Origin of the sequence: Yimella sp. cx-51, from assembly GCF_017654605.1 — a bacterium.
GTDB lineage: Bacteria > Actinomycetota > Actinomycetes > Actinomycetales > Dermatophilaceae > Yimella.
On sequence record NZ_CP072113.1, the window covers coordinates 2,994,062 to 3,016,892 of the forward strand.

A 22,831-nucleotide genomic window follows, 5' to 3' on the forward strand; every position below is an offset into this window, starting at 1 on the left:
AATCCGTCGCCTCGTTGACCTGCATGAATGCTGCAACGTGACCACGATGAGAACAGTTCTCATACCGGACAAGTGTCCAATCTGTGCAATCGCAATGCCCAATGAGAGCCAAACGAGGCCCTACTTTGATCGAATCGCCGTTTGATCAAAGTTCGCTGCATCTCGACAGGCGTGCTCACTCAGGTCAGAAATTCTGAGCCATGTCCCTGAATCGCGAGTAGTGACCCTGGAACGCGACCGTGATTGTGTCAGTCGGACCATTACGGTGCTTGGCCACGATGATGTCGGCCTCACCGACTCGCTCAGATTCCTTGTTCGTCTGATCCTCGCGGTGTAGCAGCATCACCATGTCGGCGTCCTGCTCGATCGAGTTGTGGACGCTGATGCCGTTGGCTACGAAGTTGTGCGCGCCCAGAACCGTCGCGTCGAAGGTCTCTTCGACGCCGTCCAGTTCCACCGATTTGATCGTGTCCCACAAGACGTCATTCACAGCGAAAAGTTCGAGGTCAGCCGAATCGAGCACCGCGGCAACTCGGCCCATCCGTTCACGGCTTGGCACGTGCTTCCACATCGTCGAGCCGCAAAATTGCGAGTCCATCGCCTTAGCGAACTCACGATGGGTCATCCCCTGCGCCGACATCACCTCCTTCACGGTGTCCCAGACCTGGACCGGCACCGTGTCGACGTTGGTGTTGGCCTGTTTGCCACGAAGGATGCACAGCAACTCAGCTGCTTGCTCCGATCGGGCGCCATGCACACCGACCTCTTGCAGGAAGCGGCGCTGGCTGTCCGCACCGGAGACATCGATCGTGTAACCGTCGCGGTAGTTGCCCTTTCTGGTCACCCGGGTACGCGTCGAGATACCGAAGCGGAGCAATAGCTGGCTCAGATCGTCAACCAAACGACGCGAGGTAGACGCGTAGTAGATCCGGCCACCGGTACGCGACTTGTTCACCGTCACCGAACCGCCAGTTGCCCAGATGTGGTTGATGAACAGCGCGATCTGCCGCTTTGAAGCATGAAACATCGACTCGGGGACGAACTTCTCATGGCTACGAAGGCCGAACAGGCCGAGTTCGTCAAGCCACGCTGCGATTGGGTTTCGCTTGCCATGCCCCAACCGGTACGGCGCACGCAGACGCAACGTGGTGCAGCGAGCCGCGGCGTACTCGTCACGGACCGCAACGACACCGAAAGCTGAGAGCGCCGCCTGCGACACAGCTTCAAGATTGGCTTCGTCGATCGAGGCATAGCGGATGGGCTGCTTTTTCACGAAGGACCCGTCACCGATCATGTGCGCCAGCAACACCACTCGGTCGTCGCTATCCCACGGCTCGAACATCTCCGGCGCAGGCACGTGACGCGGCACAGCAACACGATCACCAACCTTCAGGTCGCCGAGCGCGCGCCAGCCGTCGTAGGTCATCAACGGGTGGTTGTCAGTAAGCCGGAGCGTCTTACCCGACGCCAGCGTCATCCGGAAGACCGGCTTCAATCCGCTGGAGAACGCATGCGTCATGGTGCGAGTGACGAGTCGCTGGCGATCGTCCAATGCCCAGATGGGGACGTCCTTCTCCCCCGACGTGGCAAGCTCTCCGATGCTCACCTCAGCGCCTGTATCGGCCCGAAGAATGCGGGAATCAGCTGTGAGACAACCAGATTCGCGAAGGTCGCTCATCTGCGGACGCTTGTCGGTGCGCTGCTCGGGACCACGGTTCAGCTGCGAGATCGCAATCACCGGCACTTCGATTTCCTTGGCGAGCAGCTTCAGCGCACGTGAGAACTCCGACACCTCCTGCTGACGCGACTCGACCTTCTTGCCGGACGTCATCAGCTGGAGATAGTCGATGACGACGAGCTTGAGGTTGTGGCGCTCCTTCAGCCGCCGGCACTTGGAGCGGATCTCCATCAACGACATGTTCGGCGAGTCATCGATGAACAGCGGCGCGTCAGAAATGCGGCCCATTGTCTTGGCGAGCTTTGCCCAGTCCTCATCGCGCATCGTGCCCTTGCGCATGTGCTGCAACTGGATCTCGGCCTCGGCCGACAGCAGACGCATCGAGATCTCGACCTTGCCCATCTCCAGGCTGAAGATGACCGAGGCCATGTTGTTCTTGATCGACGCCGAGCGCGCGATGTCGAGACCGATAGTGGAGTTGTGCGTCGGGATCATCGACCGGCTGGCGAGGTAGAGATGAGACTGGTTGTCGACCTCGACACAGCGCACCGGTACGGACGGGATCGGCCGCACGCCGACGATGAACTGAGAGTTACGACGCTCAAACGACCGGTCACGAAGCTCCTTGTGCAGCAACCGCTTTCGATCGAGTCGGAACATGTCGTCGTTACTCGAGAAGGTCAGCGTGTAGGCGATGGAACTGCTCGACGTTCGTCCAGATACTTGTTTGCGCGACATGCCGCACCGATAGCCGAGCGACACGATGAGTTCCTGCACACCTTCGACCAGGACCTGCGAAGTCGTCGTGAACTGGACGCACCCGCTCGACGTGACCGTGCCGTCCGTGTCGAGCAGTCCGGCGAGCAACTCCCGACGCTGCAACTCGCTGGCGCGAAGGTAGTTGGCAGGTATGTGCTTGTTGCCCAGCACACCCATGCCACGCAGTCGAGCGCGCACTGTTCCGTGATCGAAATAGCACTTCTGACAAAGCCGCATACCCGATGAGGGCTGCCCACAATCGGGGCACGTCGGCGGAGCCGACTTCGTCGACACGGTCTTGGCTCGGCCACCGCAAGATCGACTACAGGTCTTGACCTGCGATGTCTGTGGAATGAAGTCGACTCCACACACAACGCATGACCGGGCAGCAATCGGATCCACGGGCAACTTCAGCGAATACCGCATGTACCCGGCAGTCGGCGCGACAGCGATTCCTTCGGACCGCAACAGATCCAGCATCTGCTCGTCTGCGGTCGTGATCTGCGCAGACGCGGTCGTACCATCGCCCAGCCATGCACCCAAGACGTATGGCGACAGCAAGAATTCGGTCTCCTCACCACGAAGTGGCGCAGTCAAACGCACACTGTGGTTGAGTCTCGAATCCGCCGTGGCACAGCGCAACGTGTCAGCGATCTGCGCCGTGGTGTGAACAGTAGGCAGCACCGTCGGCGCCGTTCCGCGCTTGCTCGCCTCCTGTGTGGCGCGTCGGCTCGCGCGCGTATCCGTCAGCCACTGGTGCTGCGCGTCGGCCACGATCACGGTGCCGTCGGTGAACTCGACTTCGTAGCACGGGCGGTCGACCATGACCTCGGTCGCTGCGACCACTCGCGTCGGGAGTCCGTCGGCGCCGATCAGTTCGTCGCCGACCCGCACCTCCCCCATCCTCGTCCAACCCGAGGGCGTCGGAAGCGGGGTGTCGAGAGCGAGCGCCTTGCCGACAGCCGGGCGCGCAGCGATGACGATCATCTGGCCGGGGTGCAGGCCGTTGGTGAGTTCGTCCAACGCTTGGAAGCCGGTGGGCACGCCGGTCATCTGGCCGCCATGCGATGACGCGGCCTCGATCTCGTCGGCGGTCATCTCGACCACTTCGCCGAGGCGGACGTAGTCTTCGGTGTCCTTGCCGGCGGTCACGCCGAAGATCTCGGCCTGGGCGGCGTTGATGACGTCGACGACATCGCCGCCACCATCGGACTGACCCATCTGGACGATGCGGGTGCCGGCCTCGACCAGCCGGCGCAGCACGGCCCGCTCGGCGACGATCTGCGCGTAGTAGCCGGCGTTGGCAGCGGTGGGCACCGACTGGATGAGTTCGTGCAGGTATGGCTGACCGCCAACCCGCTGCAACTCGCCGCGCTTGGAAAGCTCATCGGCGACGGTGATCGCGTCGGCCGGCTCACCGCGTCCGTACAGATCGATGACCGCTTCGTAGATCATCTCGTGCGCGGGGAAGTAGAAGTCGCGTCCGTTGACCGCCTCGGCGGAGTCGGCGATCGCGTCCTTGCTCAGCAGCATGCCGCCGATGACCGACTGCTCGGCGTGGCGATCCTGCGGGGGCACCATGCCGGGTGCGTTGTTGGACGACGATGAGTCGGAGTAAGAATCCGAATACGCCGGGTTCAGATCGTCCACGCGCGGCTCCCTCATTCGCCTACCGATGATTCATCTCATCAGCCACCACCGACAGCCACGCTTCGCGCCGTGCTGCGCCGGCCCAACAGGGCGCTGCCAGGACACGGCTACAGGGCTGACGTGGCACCGTACGACGCTTCCGCCCGACCCGCCAAACCGATCGGACGCAACCATGTGAGCAACCTGGGGACAAGCTGTGCCGCCGCATGTGCACCGTCTTACACAGGCTGTGGGTAAACCTGTGCACAGTCGCTGAACAATGCTCTGACCTGAATCGATGAACCGGTTCACCTGTTGAGACAGGGAGGTTTCAGCCCGTGTCACACCCGTCCCGACTGCCCCGGCGACACACGTCAACCCGTCCGAAGACCCACCGATGCGCCCTGCAGTCCGCATGCAAGCGCCCCACAACGCCACAACGCCACAACGCCACAACGCCACAACGCCACAACGCCGCAACGCCGCAACGCCGCAACGCATCGTGCGACGCCCTTCGGACCAGCGCCAGTCCGGTCAGACAACACTCAGGCCCTCGCCACCGGATAGCTGGTGGCGAGGGCCTGACTGGAGCCTTGAGAGGGTCAGCCGTTGGTGCTGGTGGCCAAGACTCCGGCGGGGTAGCTGACGCCCCGCTCCGCGGTGTTCATCACGGCGGTGGAGACCCAATTGTTGCAGTCGAGCATCACGAAGTGCAGGTGCGGACCAGTGGAGTTGCCGGTGTTACCCGAACGTGCGACCTGCTGGCCCTGGGCGACTGCCTGGCCGGGAACGACGTTGAAGCTGTCGAGGTGCATGTATGCCTGGCACAAGCCCGAAGCGTCCTTGATACGGACGACCTTGCCACCGCCACCGACGGCCCACCCGGCGTCCACCACGACACCTGCGCGGGAGGCAACGATCGGCGTGCCGGTCGGCATGCTGACGTCGACCGCGTGGCGGGTGTAGACCTTGTAGTGCGAGAAGCCCCCACCCGGGCCCTGGGTGATGCGGTGCGAGGTGCCGGCTGCCCAGGGCAGCTTGTACGCCGCGCCCGGGTTGACCACTCCGCCCCCGGTGGAGCCACCGGTCGTGCCGCCTGTGCTACCGCCCGTGGTCCCACCGGTGGATTCAGTGGTCGTGCCGCCGGTGCCGCACGGCGCGCCGCCCAGAGCAGTCCAGGTGGCGGTGTCGACCGCGCCGGTGACCGGCAGGCCCTTGGACGCCTGGAAGGTGCGCACCCGGCCCAGCGTCAGAGGTCCGAAGACACCATCGGCCTGCAGGCCACCCAGACGCTGCTGCGCCACGGTGACATTGCTGCCGGTCGCACCGAAACGCACGGTCGTCACCTCGCAGGTGGGCGACTTGGGCGTCGTGACCGTCGTCGCGCCCGGGTAACCACCGAGCGCATTCCACGTGATCGGGCCGATCTGACCGTCGACGTAGAGTCCGCGAGCCTGCTGGAAGGACTTCACCTTCTGCAGGGTCAACGGGCCGAAGATGCCGTCGGCGACGAGGCCACCCAGACGCTGCTGTGCCACCTTCACCAACTCACCGGTCGAGCCGTAGGTGAGCCACTGCACCGACTGCGCAGGAGCAGTGCGCACCGTCGACACCACCGGCGCAGCTGCGGGAGCTGCGGCGGGGGCCGACGCGGGAGCAGCAGCGTGTGCGGGAGCCAGTGCACCGGCACCAGCCGGCACAGCAGCCGCAACGCCGACACCGGCGATCAGTCGAGGCGAGGTGACGACACCGGCCGCAACATTCGGACGCCGCTTCAGGTGACGCGGAGCGTGAGTGGTTCGAGACAAGGTTCAGCCTTTCTTAAGGGCTTGCGTGGTGATTCGGCGGTCAGCTGGTGACGCGGGCGTACCCGGACGGGGTGTTGTAGATCGGCTGCTGACGCACGACCTGACCCGGGTACGGAGCGGCGATCATCGTGCCCTCCGAGACCCAGATGCCGACGTGGTACGCCGGGGTTCCGAAGAACACCAGGTCGCCCGGCTGCGGCGTGGCGACGCGCGTCATGGCGCGCTGCTGCATGCTCGCGGTCCTCGGAATGGTGAGGCCCGCCTCCCGGTAGACGTACTGGGTCAGCCCCGAGCAGTCGAAACCGGACGGAGTGGATCCGCCCCACACGTACGGCACGCCGAGGTACTTGCGCGCGGCGGCCAGGATGCGCTGACCGGCCGTGCTGTCGGCCGGCGGGTCGACGACCGGCGGAGGCTCGGGCGTCGTGTCGCACGGGAAGCCACCGGCAGCGGCCCAGGTGGCGGCGTCGACGACGCCGGTGACCGGCAGACCCTTGGACGCCTGGAAGGCGCGGGTGGCTGACAGCGTGAGTGCTCCGAACTGTCCGTCGACGGCCAGACCGGCATTCAGCTTGCGCTGGAACTCCTGCACCAGGGTGCCGGTGGAGCCGAAGCGGATCGTCGTCACTTCGCAGGCGGGCGGAGGCGTCACGGGCGGCGGGGTGACCGGCGGAGGGGTCACGGGCGGCGGCGTCGTGGTGCCGTTCAGGGAGGCCCACGTGAGCGGTCCGACGACACCGTCGACGACCAGCGACTTGGACGACTGGAAGGCACGCACGCTGCGCTCGGTGACCGGGCCGAACCAACCGTCCGCCTCGATCGACAGCTTCTGCTGCAGGACCTTCACCGCAGCACCGGTCGATCCTCGCCAGACCGTCGGCATGGCCACGGGCGTGCTGGGAGTGGTGGTCGTGGTGGGGGTCGCGCCCGGAACGCCCGGGGTGGCCCTGATCGGCGTGGCCTGCACCGGGGTCGCGTGAGCACTCACAGCTCCGAGCGCCGTCGCGGGCACGGCCAGGGCGGTACCGCCGAGGACAACGCTCTTACGGGCTGCCACAGCGGGCGCGATACGGGAAAGAATTCCTGGACGGTGCTTCTGGTGCCGAGGCGTGATCGTCGTCATCGGTCCTTCTCATGCGTTGTGGGATCGAAGCGAGCCGGCCACGCCCATGCCGGGAAACAACACACCGCGGCGTGGCCGAGAACCCGGCTGCAGCCAATGACTATGCACGCTCTGGGTCTCGCGGGGTAGTCGTGAGTGATGTAAATCGGCGTGTCAGTGCTTGCGCATGTGAATCTTGTGACTTATGTGATTTAAGGGATTTGAACGGTCGCTCAGGTCAGTTGTCACAGAGTCCCGCCATCTCGGGCAAATCTGGCAGTTGCTAGCAGCCCGAGGCCGTGACCGATTCGAACGACACGCCGAATGCCCGAAAACTTGTAACTTTCTCGAATAATGAGATGAACAAGCAACCATCCCGACGTCCGAGCCCCGAAAGGACCGAAGAGCACCACCGAGCAACTCCTTCGTCCAGCGGGATCGCATCCGCTCCCAACGGCGAATACGACTGGCGCACAAGGCTCTACCGCCAAAGGCGACCCAGCGCCCGACGACTGCCCCGCCCGCCGGACGAGCCCGACGCCTCAGCGGTTCCGTGCGTTGGTCAGGAACTGGTAACGGCGCCCTCATAGGCAACGAGAACGCCCCCCGCCAAAGGCGAGGGGCGTTCTCGGGATAGCCGAGCTCAAGAAACCCGGTGGATCAGGCGCGACCGTAGGTCTTGTAGCCGTAGATCGGCTTGACGCGGATCGTGGTGCCTGGGCGGCTGGCAGCGATCTCGTAGCCGGGGCTGACGTAGATCGACACGTGGTAGGCCGGGAAGCCCGAGAAGATCAGGTCGCCGGCAGCCGGGGTGGAAACGCGACGGACAGCAGCCTGCTGCGCCGAAGCGGTGCGCGGGATGTACTTGCCGGCCTTGCGGTAGACGTACTGGGTGAAGCCCGAGCAGTCGAAGCCGCTGGGGGTGGTGCCGCCCCAGACGTAGGGAACGCCGGTGTACTGCTTGGCGATCGACACGATGCCCGAGGTGGCGACCGGACGCGTGGTGGTGGTGCTACGCGAGGTGCGGTACGGGTTCGGCGACAGCAGCGCACGCCAGGTCTGGTCGGTGGCGGTGCCGGTGACCACTGCGCGGTAACGCTTCTGGAAGGCGACCAGCTGCGAGTAGGTGGCGGGACCGAAGCGGCCGTCGACCACGAGACGCGAGCCGTGGACGTTCAGACGCTGCTGGAGAAGGGTCACGTAGTAACCCGAGGCGCCGTACGAGACGTTGGCGGCGCGAGCGGTGACCGGGGCAGCGGCCGAGACCGGGGCTGCGGAGGCCGACTCGGTGGCGATGACCGGGACGACGGTGGCGGTGGCGGCTGCAACAGCCAGACCACGCTTGCTCACGAGGTTGGAGACGAGGCTGGGCTCGTGCTTGAGGTGACGCGGCTTGTAGGAACCCATTACGGGAGAGACCCTTCGGCACTTGACGACTTGGACGGTGCAATCTCTCCGGCTGGATCGACTGCTGGAACTGCGGGTGTGGCGGCTCTGCTTCCCCCAAGTCAGCGGAGTGCCCGGACTAGAGTGCACGACGATCCAGGTCGCCCACCAACCGAGCGCAAAGATTTGGCAAAGGACGGCCCAGGGGGCGTGTCCGGGGGTCGCTGCTGACCCCCGCCGCACGACCCGATATCGGGCCGTGACCTGTTCGTGATTATCCGCGCTATTACTGGGATGTCGCTGGTTCCGCAGAGTGGCGCAGAAAGGGGTCGTGGGGCGCTCAACCAACCGTCCACATCATGAGATTTTGCTGTATTGCATTTTGAGACACCGGGAACTTCGGCCGGTGACTACGGTGGGAGTCATGCCCGCTTGCGCACCCCAGTTGTCACCCAGATCACAGGAGTTCACGGCGTGACGCACCAGCCTGCCCAGGCAGATGCCCGCCAGATCCTGCGCCTCGCCGCCCCGGCCTTCCTGACCCTGATCGCCGAGCCACTCTTCCTGCTCACCGACAGCGCGATCGTGGGCCATCTGGGCACGGTCTCCCTCGCAGCACTCGGCGTCGCCTCGGCCGTACTACTGACTGCGGCCGGCGTGTTCGTCTTCCTCGCCTACGCCACCACAGCGGTCGTGGCGCGCCGGATCGGCGCCGGCCAGCAGCGACGTGCCCTGGAGGCCGGCGTGGACGGCCTGTGGCTGGCGCTGCTGCTCGGCATTCCCACCGCCGTCCTGGTGGCACTGTTCGCCAGACCGCTGTGTGCGGTCATGGGTGCCTCCGGGCAGGTGCTCGACCCCGCCACGACCTATCTCCAGATCGCCGCGTTCGGGATCCCCTCGATCTTGGTGGTTGCCGCAGCAACCGGCGTCCTGCGCGGCTTCCAGGACACCCGCACACCGTTATATGTAGCTGTCGGCGGATTCAGCGCCAACGCGCTGCTCAACTACCTGCTGGTCTACCCCGCGGGGATGGGCATCGCCGGGTCGGCGTGGGGCACGGTCATCGCCCAGACCGGCGCCGGAGCGGTCTTCGCATTGTTCGTGCTGCGCCGGGCGCATCAGGCCGGTGCTCGCCTCGCCTTCCACCCCGGTGACGTGCTCTCCGCCGCGCGCAACGGCGTCCCGCTGTTGATCCGCACCCTCGCGCTGCGCGCCGCCTTCCTGCTCACCACCTGGGTGGCCGCCGCGCTGGGCGTCATTCCCTTGGCAGCGCACCAGGTGGCGATGAACGTCTTCAGCCTGCTCGCCTTCGCCCTCGACGCTCTCGCGATCGCCGCACAGGCGCTCATCGGCACCGGGCTCGGCGCCGGCGACGCAGACTACGCCCGACGTGCGACCCGCTTGATGACCCGCTGGGGCTGGTGGGGCGGCCTCGTCCTCGCCGGCCTCACCGCTGCCTCGGCGTGGCTGCTCCCGCCGCTGTTCACCTCCGACCCGGACGTGCGCAGCACCCTCACAGTGGCGCTGCTGGTGCTCGCGGTCACCCAGCCGATCTCCGGGGCGGTCTTCGTGCTGGATGGTGTGTTGATGGGCGCCGGCGACAACCGCGCACTCGCGTGGCTGAGCATCGCGACGCTTCTTGCGTACACGCCTCTCCTGCTCCTGCTGCGGGCGAATGCAGCGCATCTGTCCGCTCGCGAAGGGATTGCGCTGCTCTGGGCCGCACTCGCGGTCTTCATGGCGCTGCGCTGGGTGGCCCTTGGCTGGCGCTCCCGCACGGACGCATGGCTGGTGACGGGCGCAAACTGACGTCGCCGCGCCGACACCTCAGCTCCAGACGCGGCCCTTCCTCGCAAACGCGGTAGCTGCAACCGGCGCGCCTGCCAACAAGCGCCGCGTCCTGCGCTGTAACCGTCGCGTTTGTGACGACGGCGCGTCGCAAACGGTGGTTCGGGCGTTGGTGCGAGCGGTGCACCATCGTTCGTCACCACGGCAGCCCGGGGTCCGGCGCCGAGAAACAGGACGCGCCCCTCTCCCGCACGGGAGAGGGGCGCAACCTGCGTTGCAGTATTACTGCGCGATCACTTCGCGGCGACGACGTTCAGCTTCAGAACGGCGGCGACCTCCGGGTGCAGGCGCACCTGCACCTCGTGCTCGCCCAGCGCGCGGATCGGCTTGGCGACCTGGATGGTGCGACGGTCGACGTCGCCGGCACCGGCAGCCTTGACGGCGTCCGCGATGTCGGCGGTGGTGACCGCACCGAAGAGGCGTCCGGTGTCACCGGCACGCGCCGCCAGGTTGACCTTCGCCGACTCCAAGGAGCCCTTGAGTGCCTTGGCGTCGTCCAGCGACTTCACCGCACGCACCTCGCGGGCCTTGGTGATCGCCTCGACCTGCTTCTGGCCGCCCTTGGTCCACGGAGTGGCCAAGCTGCGGGGCAGCAGGAAGTTGCGGGCGTAGCCGTCCTTGACGTCGACGACGTCACCGGCGGAACCGAGGCCGTGCACCTCGTGGGTAAGGATGATCTTCATCGTTGCTCTTCTCCTTCGACCCGAACTCAGCGTGCGGACGACGAGTAGGGCAGCAGTGCCATCTCACGCGCGTTCTTGACGGCGTTGGCGATCAGGCGCTGCTCCTGCACGGACACACCGGTGACCCGGCGCGCGCGGATCTTGCCGCGGTCGCTGATGAACTTGCGCAGCAGCGCAACGTCCTTGTAGTCGATGTTCTCGACCTTCGCCGCCTTCAGCGGGTTGGCCTTCTTCTTGGGCTTACGCACAACGGGCTTGGCCATCGTGGTGCTCTCCTTCTACTTCAGGGAGCCCGAGCGAACTCGGGATGGTGGTGATGATGAGTGGCGCGATCTGCTTGAGGATCACGCCGGTTGCGAGATCAGAACGGGGGTTCGTCGTAGGACGGGCCGGAGTTCCAGCCGCCGCCCTGCTGTCCGCCGCCGGCATTCTGGCTCGGGCCACTAGTGGCCCAAGGGTCTTCCTGCTGCTGCGGGGCGAAGTTGCCCTGGGAAGCGTTGCCGCCACCCTGCTGGCCGCCGCCGTAGTTGCCGCCGCCACCGCCGCCGAAGTTGCCGCCTCCGCCGCGCTGGGTCTTGTTGACCTTCGCGGTGGCGTAGCGCAACGACGGGCCGATCTCGTCGACGTCGAGCTCCATGCTGGTGCGCTTCTCGCCTTCCTTGGTCTCGTACGAACGAGACTTCAGACGGCCCGAAACGATCACCCGCGATCCGCGGGTCAGCGACTCGGCGACGTTCTCGGCGACGTCACGCCACACTGAGCAGCGCAGGAACAGCGTTTCGCCGTCCTTCCACTCATTGCTCTGCCGGTCGAACTGACGCGGCGTCGAGGCCACGGTGAAGTTCGCAACGGCAGCCCCGGACGGCGTGAAACGCAACTCCGGGTCTTGAGTGAGATTGCCGATCACGGTGATGACGGTGTCGCCGGCCATGGTGTTGTCCTAACTCGCTGAGGTTGAGATCAGGCGTCGGCGCGAAGCAGCTTGGTGCGCAACACGGACTCGTTCAAGCCCAGCTGGCGGTCAAGCTCCTTGGCGGTTGCCGACTCCGCGGTCATGTTGACCACGGCGTAGATGCCCTCGGACTTCTTCTTGATGTCGTAGGCCAGACGGCGGCGACCCCAGAAGTCGACGTTGTCGACGGTGCCACCCTCCTTGGTCACGACTGCGAGCATCTTGTCCAGCGAGGGCTGGACGGTGCGCTCATCAAGCTCGGGGTCGAGGATGATCATGAGTTCGTACTGACGCATGCGTAAACCCACCTCCTTTGGTCTTGAGCGGTCACGCCGATCTGGCGTGACAGGAGGTTTACTGCGTGCTCCGACTCACATGGTCGTCCGTCGCCGTGCGACCGGTGCAGTGCGGAACGCAGGCAAGTCTAGGCGCGGCCGCCGACAATCACCGAATCGTCGCCCGGGGCTGTGGACAACTCGCGTTGCAACCGCTCCTCGAGGGCGCGGGCCGACTCGGGGTCTTGGTGGTCGGCCAATTCTTCGGCAGTTTCCCAACTCACCCAGGCCAGACCGGCGTACGCGATCAGCCGCACCATCGCGAAGACGACATACATCGCCGGAGCAACGCCCTTGTTCGGGTCGGAACTGGAGGCGATGTAGAGGAAGGTCATGACGAAGTAGACGATCTCGACACCCGCCCACACCAGGTGCTCACGCCAACGCATCGCGATGAGCGCCAACAATGGCAGCACCCAGATCGCCTGTTGCACCGGGAAGGCCTTGCCGGTGCACATCACGATCACCAGCATCGTCAGCACGAGTGCCGGTAACGGTGTCGCGTGACGGGGGCGGCGCACCAGGTAGGCACCGACCAGCAACGCGAGCAGCCAGCCCGCGACGGCCAACCAGGTGAGCGTGGCGGCGTCCACCTTGATCTTCAGGATCGACAGCACCAACCAGGGCGATCCGTAACCGGCAGCGGCGCGGTTCCAGTTCTGGTAGACCGCGAACGGGTCGCCCCCGACGGCGATCGCGACCGCCAAGCAGGCACCGACGGCCGCGGCGACTCCGACGAGCATCCTGGTCATTTCGCGGGAACGACCATCGCGCAGCGCCACGAGCACGATGGCCGCAACGATGATCAGTGGATAGCTCCGGGCCATGACGGCCAGGCCCAGCAGGACGCCGGCTGCGAGCGGCTTGTCGCGCATCCACAACACCAGACCGACGGTGGCCAGCGCGACACCGAAGGCGTCCATCGAGACCAGCGATGCGGTGATCAGCACCGGGCTGAGTGCAGCATGTGCCGCGAGCCAGGGCGTGCCCGGCAAGGCTGCGGTCAGCGCGATGACGGTGGCCGCGATCGCGAGCGCGATCAGCACCGCACCGAAGGCGAAGTAGTACTGCTGCACCGCCAGGCTCGACCCGGTGGGGGTCACCTGCCGCAGCAACCATTGCAGGAGTGCGGTGAGCATCGGCTGGTTCTCACCCGGGCCGCCTGCGGCCCACGGACCGCCGTTGCCGGTCAGGCCCACGGCGAGGTCTGAGTAACAAGCACGCCAGAGCGATTCCGGTGCGCCCCAACCTTTCTCGACGCAGGAATGCTTCTGCACCACGCCGAGCGCGACGAAGACGGACGCCAGCGCGCTCAGCACGGTGACCGCGTAGGACGCGCCCCGGCGCCCGATGGCGCCGTAGCGGCCGGTGGGTCCACCGATCACCTCGGTGGCCCAGCCGACCACCCCTTCACCGCGGCTCGGCACGGTGAGGCGGTCGCTGTCGCGGCGTGGGGTGACGGTCACGCTCGGCAGGATACGTGGCCCGCCGTCATGGCCGGGCGGTTGCCGCCCCGGTCGGCACCGCTGCAGCGGTGCCCGTTGCGCCATTGGCTGCGGGTGCCTGGGTGCTTGGTGCCGGAGGCTGCGTGCTGGCCGGCGGCGGAGGTGCGGTGGTGGTGCTCGGCGCCGGGGGCGTCGTGGTGCTGCTCGGCGGGGCCGTCGTCGTGCTGGACGAGGAGGAGCTCGTGCTCGAACTGGACGTCGACGACGTGGTCGAGCTTGTGGTGCTGCTGCTCGTCGTCGAGGACGTCGTGCTGGAGGAGGTGGTAGTGCTCGTGGCACGCGGGGTGTTCTGGGTGGTCTGCCGCACCGGCGGAGGCACCTGGCCCACCGAGCCGCCCTTCACGCGTCCGGGCTCGGGGATCTTCGCAACCGGCTCGCCTTCGAGCGCAGCATTCATGAAGTCGGCCCAGATCGTTGCCGGCACCTCGCCGCCGTAGAAGCTCGCGCCCTCGGCCGCGAGTGACTTGGTGCCGTCACCGGCGTACATACCGACGGCGGTGGTCAGTTGGTTGGGGGTGAACCCGGCGTACCACGCTGCCTTGTAACCGTCGGTGGTGCCGGTCTTGCCGGCGGAGGGCCTGGTGAAGTCGGCACGGCTGAGGGCACGGTAGGCCGTGCCGCCGGGCTGGGTAACGGTCGCCATGGAGTTGACGACGTCGGCGGAGACCTTCTTGTCGATCACCTGCGTGGTGCCGGTCTTGGCGGTGTAGCTGAACGAGCCGGCCACGCTGCTCACCTTGGCGATGATGTGCTGGTCGGCCTTCTTGCCCTCGCTGCTGACGGTGCTGAAGGCATTCGCGACGTCCGAGACGTGCACCGAGGCCTCGCCCAGGATGTTGGTGACGTTGTCGTTCATGCCCGCCGACCCGGCCGGGATACCCGCCTTGATGGCGGCCTCGCGGGTCTTGACCGGACCCATCTGCTGGTTGAGTCGCAAGAACGAGGTGTTCACGGAGTGCTGCATCATCGTGCTCATGTTGATGTAGCCGAACTGCTCGCCGCCGTCGTTGCGCAATGGCTTGGTGCCGGGCAGCCGGAACGGGCTCGCGCCGCTGAACCGACTGTTGAGGGAGTAGCCGTTCTCCAGGGCAGCCACCGTGCCGAACACCTTGAAAGTGGAGCCGGCCTGCGGCGCGGCGTAGGTGGCGGCGTTCCACTGACTCTTGCGGTAGTCGGAACCGCCGTAGAGCGCGACGATCGAACCGTCCGGTTTCTGCGCGACGAGGCCGGCGTGCAGATCCTTCAGGCTCGGGACATCGGCCGGGATCGCCTTCTGCACCGCCTTCTCGGCCGCCCTCTGCTTCTTCACATCGATCGTCGTGGTGATCCGTAGGCCACCGCGGGCGATGTCGGTGTCGGAGAGCTTGAGCTTGTTCTTCAGCTCGTTGCGCACCGTCTGCGTCAGATAGCCGGTGGGGCCGCTGCCGTAGGTGGGGGCCTTGACCGGCTGGACGACGGGCATCTTCTGTTGGGCCCGCACCTGTGGCGACATCCAGCCCTCGGTGACCATGCCGTCCAGCACGTAGATCATGCGGTTGTTCATCCGCTCGGCAGCAGCCTTGCCACCGGCCGGGTCGAACAGGCTCGGAGCGTTGATGACCGAGGCGAGGAAGGCTCCCTCGGAAGCGTTGAGCTGGGAGACGTCCTTGTTGAAGTAGGTCTTGGACGCCGCCTGGATGCCGTAGGAGTTGCGGCCGAAGTAAATGTTGTTGAGGTAGCGCTGGAGGATCTCGTCCTTGGTGTACTTCTGGTCCAGCTTGATCGAGATCATCACCTCGTTCAGCTTGCGACTGACCGTTTTGTCCTGAGTGAGGAAGTAGTTCTTGACGTACTGCTGGGTGATCGTCGACCCACCCTGCTGCTGACCGCCGGTCAGGTTGGTCCACAAGGCTCGGACGATGCCGGACACGCTGACGCCGCGGTTGTCGTAGAAGTTGCGGTCTTCAGCGGCCAGGAAGGCGTGCTGCACATCCTTGGGCACCCGATTGATCTGGACGTCCTCACGGTTGACCGAGCTGAAGCGATCGAGCTCGGTCTTGCCGTCGGAGTAGTAGATGATCGACACCTGCTTGTCGGCGTCGGCATTCGGCTTCGGGATCTCGGTGCGCAGGTAGATGACGACCAGCGCGATGAAGCCGATGAGGCCGAGCACGAAGAACCCGAGCATGGTGCGGAGCGCGACCTTGGCCCAGAGCGGACGCCCCTTACGACGGGTCGCGGCAGCCCGACGGGCGCGTCGGGGAGACGCCTCGTCGTGCGGGGTCTCGGGGTGGTTGTCGCTCTCGCTCACCTGCGCAGCCTAACGCCGGGGGCCGACAAGGCCCGAAATCCATTAGCAGATCGTGACCGGAAACACGCGCAGGCCACGCCCGATGTTGTGTAGATCGCGGGCGGGCTTTCGTCAGACCGGCGAACGTTCAGCGGCGGTTCGCCGCGCGACACGCAGCCCGATGTATCGGTTCGATACATCGCATGCGCTACTCTCGACCACACAAAGCCGTCGTATGTCAGTTGATGATGCGTGCAAGCGGCTTTGTCTGTCCAATTGCTGTCGAGGGTTCGAGGAGGTTGCGATGTCACGTCGCGGCGCGACCCTCGAACTCGCGGTGCTGGGATTGCTGCACGAGCAGCCGATGCACGGCTACGAGTTGCGCAAGCGCCTGTCGGGCATCCTCGGCGCCTTTCGGGTGGTCTCGTACGGCTCGCTCTACCCCTGTCTACGCACGCTCAGCGAGCGTGGGTGGATCACCGAGCATGCGGAGCAGACCCGAGGCAAGCGTCCGCGGATCAGTTACGAACTGACTGCGGAGGGCAAGGAGCAGTTCCAGACGCTCATGGATTACGCCGGTCCGAACACATGGGAGGACGACAGTTTCGACGTCCACTTCGCGTTCTTCGGCCGGGCCAGCAGCGACGTGCGGTTGCGCATTCTGGAAGGTCGGCGCAGCCGGCTGGAAGAACGACTGGACGGCGCGCGTGAGCAGGCCCGCCTCCGCCGCGAGCGCACCGACCGTTACACCGCGGAGCTGCACCGCTACGGCCTGGAAGCGACCGAGCATGAGGTGCGGTGGCTGAATGAGCTCATTACCGCCGAGCGCGAAGGTTCGGAATCCAAGAGCACTGGCATGACCACACGCGCAGGGATTCCGAGCCAGAGCGCGGCAGAAGACACCGAGCGCGAAGTCTCGGAATCCAAGACCACTGACCTGAGCACAGGCAGACGGATTCCGAGCCAGAGCGCGACAGAAGACACCGAGCGCGAAGTCTCGGAATCCAAGACCACTGACCTGAGCACAGGCAGACGGATTCCGAGCCAGAGCGCGACAGAAGACACCGAGCTCGAGAACAACTCGCCAAGAACTTCGTCCCAAACCGAAGACCCCACGGCCTGACCGGCCGGGAACAACAAGTAGGAGATCACTCATGGGTTCCATTCGCGTCGCCATCGTGGGCGTCGGCAACTGCGCCACCTCGCTGGTGCAGGGTGTGGAGTACTACAAGGACGCTGACGCGGCCTCGACCGTCCCCGGTCTGATGCACGTGAAGTTCGGCGACTACCACGTCAATGATGTGGAGTTCGTTGCTGCGTTCGACGTCGACGACAAGAAGGTCGGCAAGGACATCTCCGAGGCGATCAACGCCTCCGAGAACAACACCATCAAGATCTGCGACGTGCCGACCAAGGGCGTCGAAGTGCAGCGTGGCCACACCCTCGACGGCCTCGGTAAGTACTACCGCCTGACGATCGACGAGTCGGCAGCCGAGCCGGTCGACGTGGTGCAGGCGCTGAAGGACGCGAAGGTCGACGTGCTCGTCTCCTACCTCCCGGTGGGTTCGGAAGAGGCCGACAAGTTCTACGCGCAGTGCGCCATCGACGCAGGCGTCGCGTTCGTCAACGCACTGCCGGTGTTCATCGCTTCCGACCCGGAATGGGCCAAGAAGTTCGAGGACGCGGGCGTGCCGATCATCGGTGACGACATCAAGAGCCAGGTGGGCGCGACGATCACCCACCGTGTCATGGCGAAGCTGTTCGAGGACCGCGGCGTGGTGCTCGACCGCACCTACCAGCTGAACGTCGGCGGCAACATGGACTTCAAGAACATGCTCGAGCGCGAGCGCCTTGAGTCCAAGAAGGTCAGCAAGACCCAGGCTGTCACCTCCAACCTCAATGGCCCGCTGGCCGGGGTCGGCGCGGACGACCGCAATGTGCACATCGGCCCGTCCGACTACGTCGCCTGGCTGGACGACCGCAAGTGGGCCTACGTGCGCCTCGAGGGTCGTGCGTTCGGTGACGCCCCGCTGAACCTGGAGTACAAGCTCGAGGTGTGGGACTCCCCCAACTCCGCCGGCATCATCATCGACGCCATCCGCGCGGCGAAGATCGCCAAGGACCGCGGTATCGGTGGCGCCCTGCTGTCGGCGTCGTCCTACCTGATGAAGAGCCCGCCGGAGCAGCGCGAGGACACCGAAGGTCGCGCCAAGCTCGAGGCCTTCATCCAGGGCACCGAAGAGCGCTGACGGGCGCATAGAAGCCCACCACAGGATCAACAGACCGTCCCAAACCACGACTGGTGGTTGGGACGGTCTGTTGTCTGGCCTTGTTCAGAGCTCCAGTTCACGCGTCCGGGAGTCGGCGAACTTCTGTTGGACGAAGGTGTGGCTGGCCAGGATCTGTTCGGCGCCGAGGTCTTCGGCTCGTTGCATGACGCGGTGCACGCCGTCACTGAGCAGATCGAGTTGTTCGTTGAGCAGGTCTTGACCTGTCTTGCCGTCGCGCAGCACGGCGGTGTTTGCGCGACTGGGCGCCAGGGCGAGATAGGCACCGATTGCCTCGACCGCGAAGTTGCCCTGAATCTGTTCGACTTCGAATCTCATGTGGGCGCCGCCGGGGCCGCGCTCGTCGATGTAGGCCAGCGCCTCGAAGCACTGCAGGTTGAGTGCTTTGGCGCGCTTGGCGCTGTCGGAGGGCAACCGGGGGTGCTGCGCGAGAACGGTGAGGGTGCGAGCCCGGCCCGGCGACTCGGGCTGCTGCGCTTCGACCGGGGGCCAGACGTTCACCGGCTTGCGCGCGAACACTCTGGGCGGATCGTTCAGGCTGCGGTCGCGTCCACCGATCAGGCTGATCGCCGTGGCGACCACCAACGGGATGAAGACCCATTCGGCGCCGAGCACGCCGAAGGCGGCGGTGCTCACCAATGCGCGTACCGATTGGCGGTTGTGCCTCTTGAAGAGGTTGCCACCGGCGAAGGCGAAGCAGGCGACGAGGCTGACGGCCGCCGCAGGATGAACGACCCACCCGGCGCCAAGAATGGCCAGCACTGCCAGCACGGCGGCGAGGATGGCTGCGCGCCGGTTGCCGGCTTCTCCCTTGTGCCAGACGACGCCCATGTACTTCGCCAGCAGCACGCCGGCGATCGGATGGATGATCCACGGTGCGTCAAACATGTGTGGAGGCCCCCCTTCCCGGCTGTCCTCGCGCCCTCGATGTTCGATCGTACGCCGCGTTCCTGCTCCTTCCCAGGGCTCGAGCGCAACTGTCGGGTCAACGCGCACAAGGGCTGTCGGGTTTCCCCGACCCACCCGGGACTGCCGATCCGTGATCAGCCCAGTTGGTCAGCCGAGCGGGTCAACACGATCGCGCACCTCGATCGCTCCGCCCGCAATCTGGGAGGTCTCCCCTGCGAAGGGACCGAACAGCTGACCTGTGGGTGGTACTGCCCAGACTTCCGGAGGCGAGCAGCAGCGCCACACCCGTGACGTACCAAGACAATCCACGGCCCGAGCCGACCGTCCATACGACGACTCCTGCGCCCACAGCGCCGAACACCACTGCTGCGGCGAGCTTCGTCCGAGACACCATCACGCTCCTCCCTGGGGCTGGACTGTACGGAGTCGGGCCGACCGCGACCACCCGACAGCCGAAACGATCACGTCGATTCCCTGCGTTCGCGTAGGAGTGCCATTTAGGCTCGGCGATAGTCGTCAACCCCTCCCAACCCCGTGAACGAGGCAGCCGTGCGCAGTGACACCTTCTTGCTCGACACCCAGGACGAGACACCGGTTTTCGTGCACCGCTGGTTGCCCGACGGCGAACCGAAGGCGGTCGTCCAGATCGCGCACGGCATGGCGGAGCACTCGGGGCGCTACGAGCGTTTCGCGCAGGCGCTGACGGACGCCGGCTATGCGGTGTACGCCGGTGACCACCGCGGTCACGGTCAGACGGTCAAGGACGCGCGGGACGTCGGCTACTTCGCCGATGACAACGGTTTCGATCGTGTGGTGGACGACCTGCACGCGCTCACCGAGCGGATCAAGGACGAGCAGCCGAGCGTCCCGGTGATTCTCTTCGGTCACTCGATGGGGTCATTCCTGTCGCGTTCGTACGCAACCCGATTCGGTGGCGACATCGATGCATTGGTCATCAGCGGCACGGGCGGTTCGGCTGGACCGCTGGGCAAGGTGGGGCGCGGGATCGCCGGTCTGCAGGCCAAAGTGCGCGGCCGCCGCCACCCCTCGGGGCTGATGAACACGCTGACTTTCGGGCAGTACAACGCGAAGTTCAAGCCGGCGCGCACCGAGTTCGACTGGCTCAGCCGCGATCCCGAGGAGGTCGACAAGTACATCGCCGACCCCAAGTGCGGTGAGCTCTTCACAGTCGGGTTCTACGCCGACCTCCTGGCCGGGCTGGAGCGGGTGAACGACGACAAGGAGGTCTCCTCGACGCCGAGCGATCTGCCGATCCTGCTGATCTCCGGCAGTGACGATCCGGTGGGTGGCAAGGACGCCTCCGGGGTGCGCGCGGTGGGGGCGCAACTGCGCAAACTCGGTGTGCGCGACGTGACGACCACGATCTACCCGGGCGCCCGACACGAACTGCTCAATGAGACCAACCGCGACGAGGTGACCGCCGATCTGATCGCGTGGCTCGACAAGCAGGTGGCGGGGGCAGCGTCATGATGGACGTCACCACGCTGCGCAGCAACACCGTCTCCGACGTGATCCGGCGCAGCGCGGCACGTTTCGGGGATGCCGTGGCGGTGCGTTTCCAGGACCGCGACTGGACCTATCGCGAGTTGGACGACGCCGTCACCCGCGTGGCCGTGCACCTGCGCGAGACGCTGGGGGTCGCTCCCGCTACCCGCGTGGCCGCCCTCGGCAAGAACTCCGACGCCTACCTGATCTCGTTCCTGGCGTGTGCCCGCGCCGGACTGATCCACGTGCCGCTCAACTACAACCTGCTCGGCCGCGAGCTCGACCACCTGGTGCACAACTCCGGCAGCAAGCTCGTGCTGGTCGATCCTTCGTTCGCCGACCGGCTCGACTCGATCGAGCACCGCCCCGACCTGGTGGTGCCGCTGCGGGACGCCGATGACTCGATTCTGACTGTCGCGCAAGGTGATTCGCTGCCGGACTTCGAGGAGCAGGGGCGGGACACCGACACCGTCCAGCTGCTCTACACCTCCGGCACGACCTCGGCACCGAAGGGCGCGATCATGTCGCATCGCGCCTTGGTGAGTGAGTACATGTCGTGCCTGGAGGCACTCGATCTGCAGCGGGACGACAACCCGTTGCACGTCATGCCGCTCTACCACTCAGCGCAGATGCACGTCTTCATCCTGCCCGGGCTCATGGTGGGTGCCACCAACACGATCCTGGAGACACCGGACGCCGGCGACATCCTGCACCGGCTGGCGAATGACGGCCACCGGTCGTTCTTCGCGGCGCCGACCCTGTGGGTGGGCATGGCGAATCACCCTACCTTCGAAGAGCTTTCGTTCGATGGCCTGGCCAAGGCGTATTATGGGGCGTCGATCATGCCGGTGCCCGTGCTGCGCAAGTGGCAGGCCAAGGCGCCCTCGATCGGCTTCTACAACTGCTTCGGCCAGAGTGAGATTGCGCCCTTGGCCGCCGTCCTGCGTCCGGAGGAGCACGACGAACGGCCCGACAGCGCCGGCCGTCCGGTGCTCTTCGTCGAAGCGAGGGTGGTCGATGCGGCAGGTAATGACGTGCCGGTCGGCGAGGCGGGTGAGATCATCTACCGCTCACCGCAGTTGTGCGACGGCTACTGGGAGAACTTCAAAGCCACCGAAGAGGCCTTCGCGGGCGGCTGGTTCCACTCCGGCGACCTCGTGCGCCAGGACGAGCAGGGCTATCTCTTCGTGGTCGACCGCATCAAGGACGTCATCAACACCGGTGGAGTGCTCGTCGCCTCTCGCGAGGTGGAAGACGCGCTCTACACCCACTCCGGCGTTGCCGAGGTTGCCGTTGTGGGTGTCCCGGATGAGAAGTGGGTGGAGAAGATCGTCGCGTTCGTGGTGCGTCGGCCGGAGGCGTCCGAGCTCAGCGCGGATGACTTGATCGCGCACACCCGCGAGCAGGTGGCGGCCTTCAAGGTGCCCAAGCAGATCGAGTTCATCGATGACCTCCCGCGCAATGCGTCCGGCAAGATCCTCAAGCGGGAGTTGCGCGGCTGATCAGGTGACCGTGACGGTCGATCCGACGAAGGGGCAAGCCGCGAACGACTTGCCCCTTCGTACCGTGTTGCGATCAGGCCTGCTTGATGGCCGAGATGTCGAACTCCAGGGTCACCTTGTCCGACACCAGCACGCCGCCGGCCTCGAGCGCGGCGTTCCACGTGAGGCCGAAGTCGGCGCGCTTGACGACGGTCTTGCCCTCGAAGCCGACGCGCTCGTTGCCGAAGGGGTCGGTGGCGCCGCCCTCGTAGTCGAAGTCGATGGTGACCGACTTGGTGACGTCCTTGATCGTAAGGTCACCGATCACCTGGAGGCTGTCGCCCTTGCCGGTGACCTCGGTGCTCTTGAAGGTGATGGTGGGGTACTTCTCGGCGTCGAAGAAGTCAGCGCTGTGCAGGTGGGCGTCGCGGTCGGAGTTGCGGGTGTCGACCGAGGCAACCTGGATGGTGACGTCAATCGAGGCGCCCTCGAGGTTTTCACCGGTGGTGGCCTTGCCGTCGAACTCGTTGAACACGCCGCGCACCTTGGTCACCATCGCGTGCCGTGCCACGAAACCGATCGATGAGTGAGAGGGGTCGATGACGTAGGTGCCGTTGAGCTTGTTCAGGTCGGACATTGCGTCTCCTTCTAAGAGTTCAGTGGCCGGAGGATCCCGGCTCAAACTAGTTGTTG

Annotated in this window: 17 protein-coding genes; 5 read left to right on the forward strand and 12 right to left on the reverse strand. The window is 65.6% G+C overall.

Annotated features, from left to right (window positions below):
* Positions 1-184 precede the first annotated feature (184 nt).
* From J5M86_RS14245 to J5M86_RS15670, 4 genes are all read right to left on the reverse strand, one after another.
* On the reverse strand, positions 185-4,018 hold the full coding sequence (locus tag J5M86_RS14245; RefSeq protein ID WP_188061419.1) for a replicative DNA helicase: 3,834 nt from the start codon (positions 4,016-4,018) through the stop codon (positions 185-187).
* Positions 4,019-4,668: 650 nt separating this feature from the next.
* The gene (locus J5M86_RS14250) at positions 4,669-5,874 is read right to left on the reverse strand and encodes a peptidoglycan DD-metalloendopeptidase family protein (protein ID WP_188061213.1); all 1,206 of its coding nucleotides are present in this window, start codon (positions 5,872-5,874) and stop codon (positions 4,669-4,671) included.
* A 40-nt stretch (positions 5,875-5,914) separates the two neighbouring features.
* A complete protein-coding gene (locus tag J5M86_RS14255) occupies positions 5,915-6,997 on the reverse strand; it encodes a peptidoglycan-binding protein (protein WP_188061214.1) in 1,083 nt (360 codons plus the stop codon).
* A gap of 639 nt (positions 6,998-7,636) precedes the next feature.
* Positions 7,637-8,383, reverse strand: coding sequence for a C40 family peptidase (locus J5M86_RS15670; protein ID WP_304952499.1), 747 nt, complete (start codon positions 8,381-8,383; stop codon positions 7,637-7,639).
* Positions 8,384-8,836: 453 nt separating this feature from the next.
* Here J5M86_RS15670 and J5M86_RS14265 point away from each other — a divergent pair, with 453 nt between their 5' ends.
* Positions 8,837-10,171: an MATE family efflux transporter gene (locus J5M86_RS14265; RefSeq protein ID WP_244328376.1), complete on the forward strand. Its 1,335-nt coding sequence runs from the start codon at positions 8,837-8,839 to the stop codon at positions 10,169-10,171.
* Positions 10,172-10,443: 272 nt separating this feature from the next.
* On the opposite strand, the gene rplI is transcribed toward J5M86_RS14265, so the two are convergent.
* The 6 genes from rplI to J5M86_RS14295 all read right to left on the reverse strand — a co-directional run bounded on the left by rplI (position 10,444) and on the right by J5M86_RS14295 (position 15,975).
* Complete coding sequence (gene rplI, locus J5M86_RS14270; protein ID WP_188061215.1) at positions 10,444-10,893, reverse strand: 50S ribosomal protein L9; 450 nt, start codon at positions 10,891-10,893, stop codon at positions 10,444-10,446.
* A gap of 26 nt (positions 10,894-10,919) precedes the next feature.
* A complete protein-coding gene (rpsR, locus tag J5M86_RS14275; protein WP_188061216.1) occupies positions 10,920-11,156 on the reverse strand; it encodes a 30S ribosomal protein S18 in 237 nt (78 codons plus the stop codon).
* 98 nt (positions 11,157-11,254) lie between these two features.
* On the reverse strand, positions 11,255-11,824 hold the full coding sequence (locus J5M86_RS14280; protein WP_188061217.1) for a single-stranded DNA-binding protein: 570 nt from the start codon (positions 11,822-11,824) through the stop codon (positions 11,255-11,257).
* 29 nt (positions 11,825-11,853) lie between these two features.
* A complete protein-coding gene (gene rpsF / locus J5M86_RS14285; protein ID WP_188061218.1) occupies positions 11,854-12,141 on the reverse strand; it encodes a 30S ribosomal protein S6 in 288 nt (95 codons plus the stop codon).
* Positions 12,142-12,269: 128 nt separating this feature from the next.
* Positions 12,270-13,646, reverse strand: a complete 1,377-nt coding sequence (locus J5M86_RS14290) for a glycosyltransferase 87 family protein (RefSeq protein ID WP_188061219.1) — start codon at positions 13,644-13,646, stop codon at positions 12,270-12,272.
* A 25-nt stretch (positions 13,647-13,671) separates the two neighbouring features.
* Positions 13,672-15,975, reverse strand: a complete 2,304-nt coding sequence (locus tag J5M86_RS14295; RefSeq protein ID WP_188061220.1) for a transglycosylase domain-containing protein — start codon at positions 15,973-15,975, stop codon at positions 13,672-13,674.
* Positions 15,976-16,135: 160 nt separating this feature from the next.
* Here J5M86_RS14295 and J5M86_RS15815 point away from each other — a divergent pair, with 160 nt between their 5' ends.
* Both J5M86_RS15815 and J5M86_RS14305 read left to right on the forward strand, forming a co-directional pair.
* Positions 16,136-17,077, forward strand: coding sequence for a helix-turn-helix transcriptional regulator (locus J5M86_RS15815; protein ID WP_371811205.1), 942 nt, complete (start codon positions 16,136-16,138; stop codon positions 17,075-17,077).
* Positions 17,078-17,108: 31 nt separating this feature from the next.
* Positions 17,109-18,203 (forward strand): inositol-3-phosphate synthase, encoded by a 1,095-nt coding sequence (locus J5M86_RS14305; protein ID WP_188061221.1) that lies wholly within the window; start codon positions 17,109-17,111, stop codon positions 18,201-18,203.
* A gap of 84 nt (positions 18,204-18,287) precedes the next feature.
* Here the strand turns inward: J5M86_RS14305 and J5M86_RS14310 are convergent, their stop codons facing one another.
* Positions 18,288-19,130 carry a hypothetical protein gene (locus J5M86_RS14310; RefSeq protein ID WP_188061222.1) on the reverse strand — a complete coding sequence of 281 codons (843 nt, stop codon included), beginning with the start codon at positions 19,128-19,130 and terminating at the stop codon, positions 18,288-18,290.
* A gap of 570 nt (positions 19,131-19,700) precedes the next feature.
* Between J5M86_RS14310 and J5M86_RS14315 the strand changes: the two genes are divergently transcribed.
* Both J5M86_RS14315 and J5M86_RS14320 read left to right on the forward strand, forming a co-directional pair.
* Positions 19,701-20,642 carry an alpha/beta hydrolase gene (locus J5M86_RS14315; RefSeq protein ID WP_188061223.1) on the forward strand — a complete coding sequence of 314 codons (942 nt, stop codon included), beginning with the start codon at positions 19,701-19,703 and terminating at the stop codon, positions 20,640-20,642.
* Positions 20,606-22,159 carry a fatty acyl-CoA synthetase gene (locus tag J5M86_RS14320; protein WP_371811206.1) on the forward strand — a complete coding sequence of 518 codons (1,554 nt, stop codon included), beginning with the start codon at positions 20,606-20,608 and terminating at the stop codon, positions 22,157-22,159. The genes J5M86_RS14315 and J5M86_RS14320 overlap by 37 nt, the downstream gene beginning before the upstream one ends.
* Before the next feature lie 73 nt (positions 22,160-22,232).
* Here the strand turns inward: J5M86_RS14320 and J5M86_RS14325 are convergent, their stop codons facing one another.
* The gene (locus J5M86_RS14325; RefSeq protein ID WP_188061224.1) at positions 22,233-22,775 is read right to left on the reverse strand and encodes a YceI family protein; all 543 of its coding nucleotides are present in this window, start codon (positions 22,773-22,775) and stop codon (positions 22,233-22,235) included.
* Positions 22,776-22,831: the final 56 nt, after the last annotated feature.

Bases quoted from the DNA above. Each gene is read 5' to 3' on its own strand.
- J5M86_RS14245 (WP_188061419.1), bottom strand. From the start codon at position 4,018: ATGGTGCCCCCGCAGGATCGCCACGCCGAGCAGTCGGTCATCGGCGGC.
- J5M86_RS14255 (WP_188061214.1), bottom strand. From the start codon at position 6,997: ATGACGACGATCACGCCTCGGCACCAGAAGCACCGTCCAGGAATTCTT.
- J5M86_RS15670 (WP_304952499.1), bottom strand. From the start codon at position 8,383: ATGGGTTCCTACAAGCCGCGTCACCTCAAGCACGAGCCCAGCCTCGTC.
- rplI (WP_188061215.1), bottom strand. From the start codon at position 10,893: ATGAAGATCATCCTTACCCACGAGGTGCACGGCCTCGGTTCCGCCGGT.
- rpsR (WP_188061216.1), bottom strand. From the start codon at position 11,156: ATGGCCAAGCCCGTTGTGCGTAAGCCCAAGAAGAAGGCCAACCCGCTG.
- J5M86_RS14280 (WP_188061217.1), bottom strand. From the start codon at position 11,824: ATGGCCGGCGACACCGTCATCACCGTGATCGGCAATCTCACTCAAGAC.
- rpsF (WP_188061218.1), bottom strand. From the start codon at position 12,141: ATGCGTCAGTACGAACTCATGATCATCCTCGACCCCGAGCTTGATGAG.
- J5M86_RS15815 (WP_371811205.1), top strand. From the start codon at position 16,136: ATGTATCGGTTCGATACATCGCATGCGCTACTCTCGACCACACAAAGC.
- J5M86_RS14305 (WP_188061221.1), top strand. From the start codon at position 17,109: ATGGGTTCCATTCGCGTCGCCATCGTGGGCGTCGGCAACTGCGCCACC.
- J5M86_RS14310 (WP_188061222.1), bottom strand. From the start codon at position 19,130: ATGTTTGACGCACCGTGGATCATCCATCCGATCGCCGGCGTGCTGCTG.
- J5M86_RS14325 (WP_188061224.1), bottom strand. From the start codon at position 22,775: ATGTCCGACCTGAACAAGCTCAACGGCACCTACGTCATCGACCCCTCT.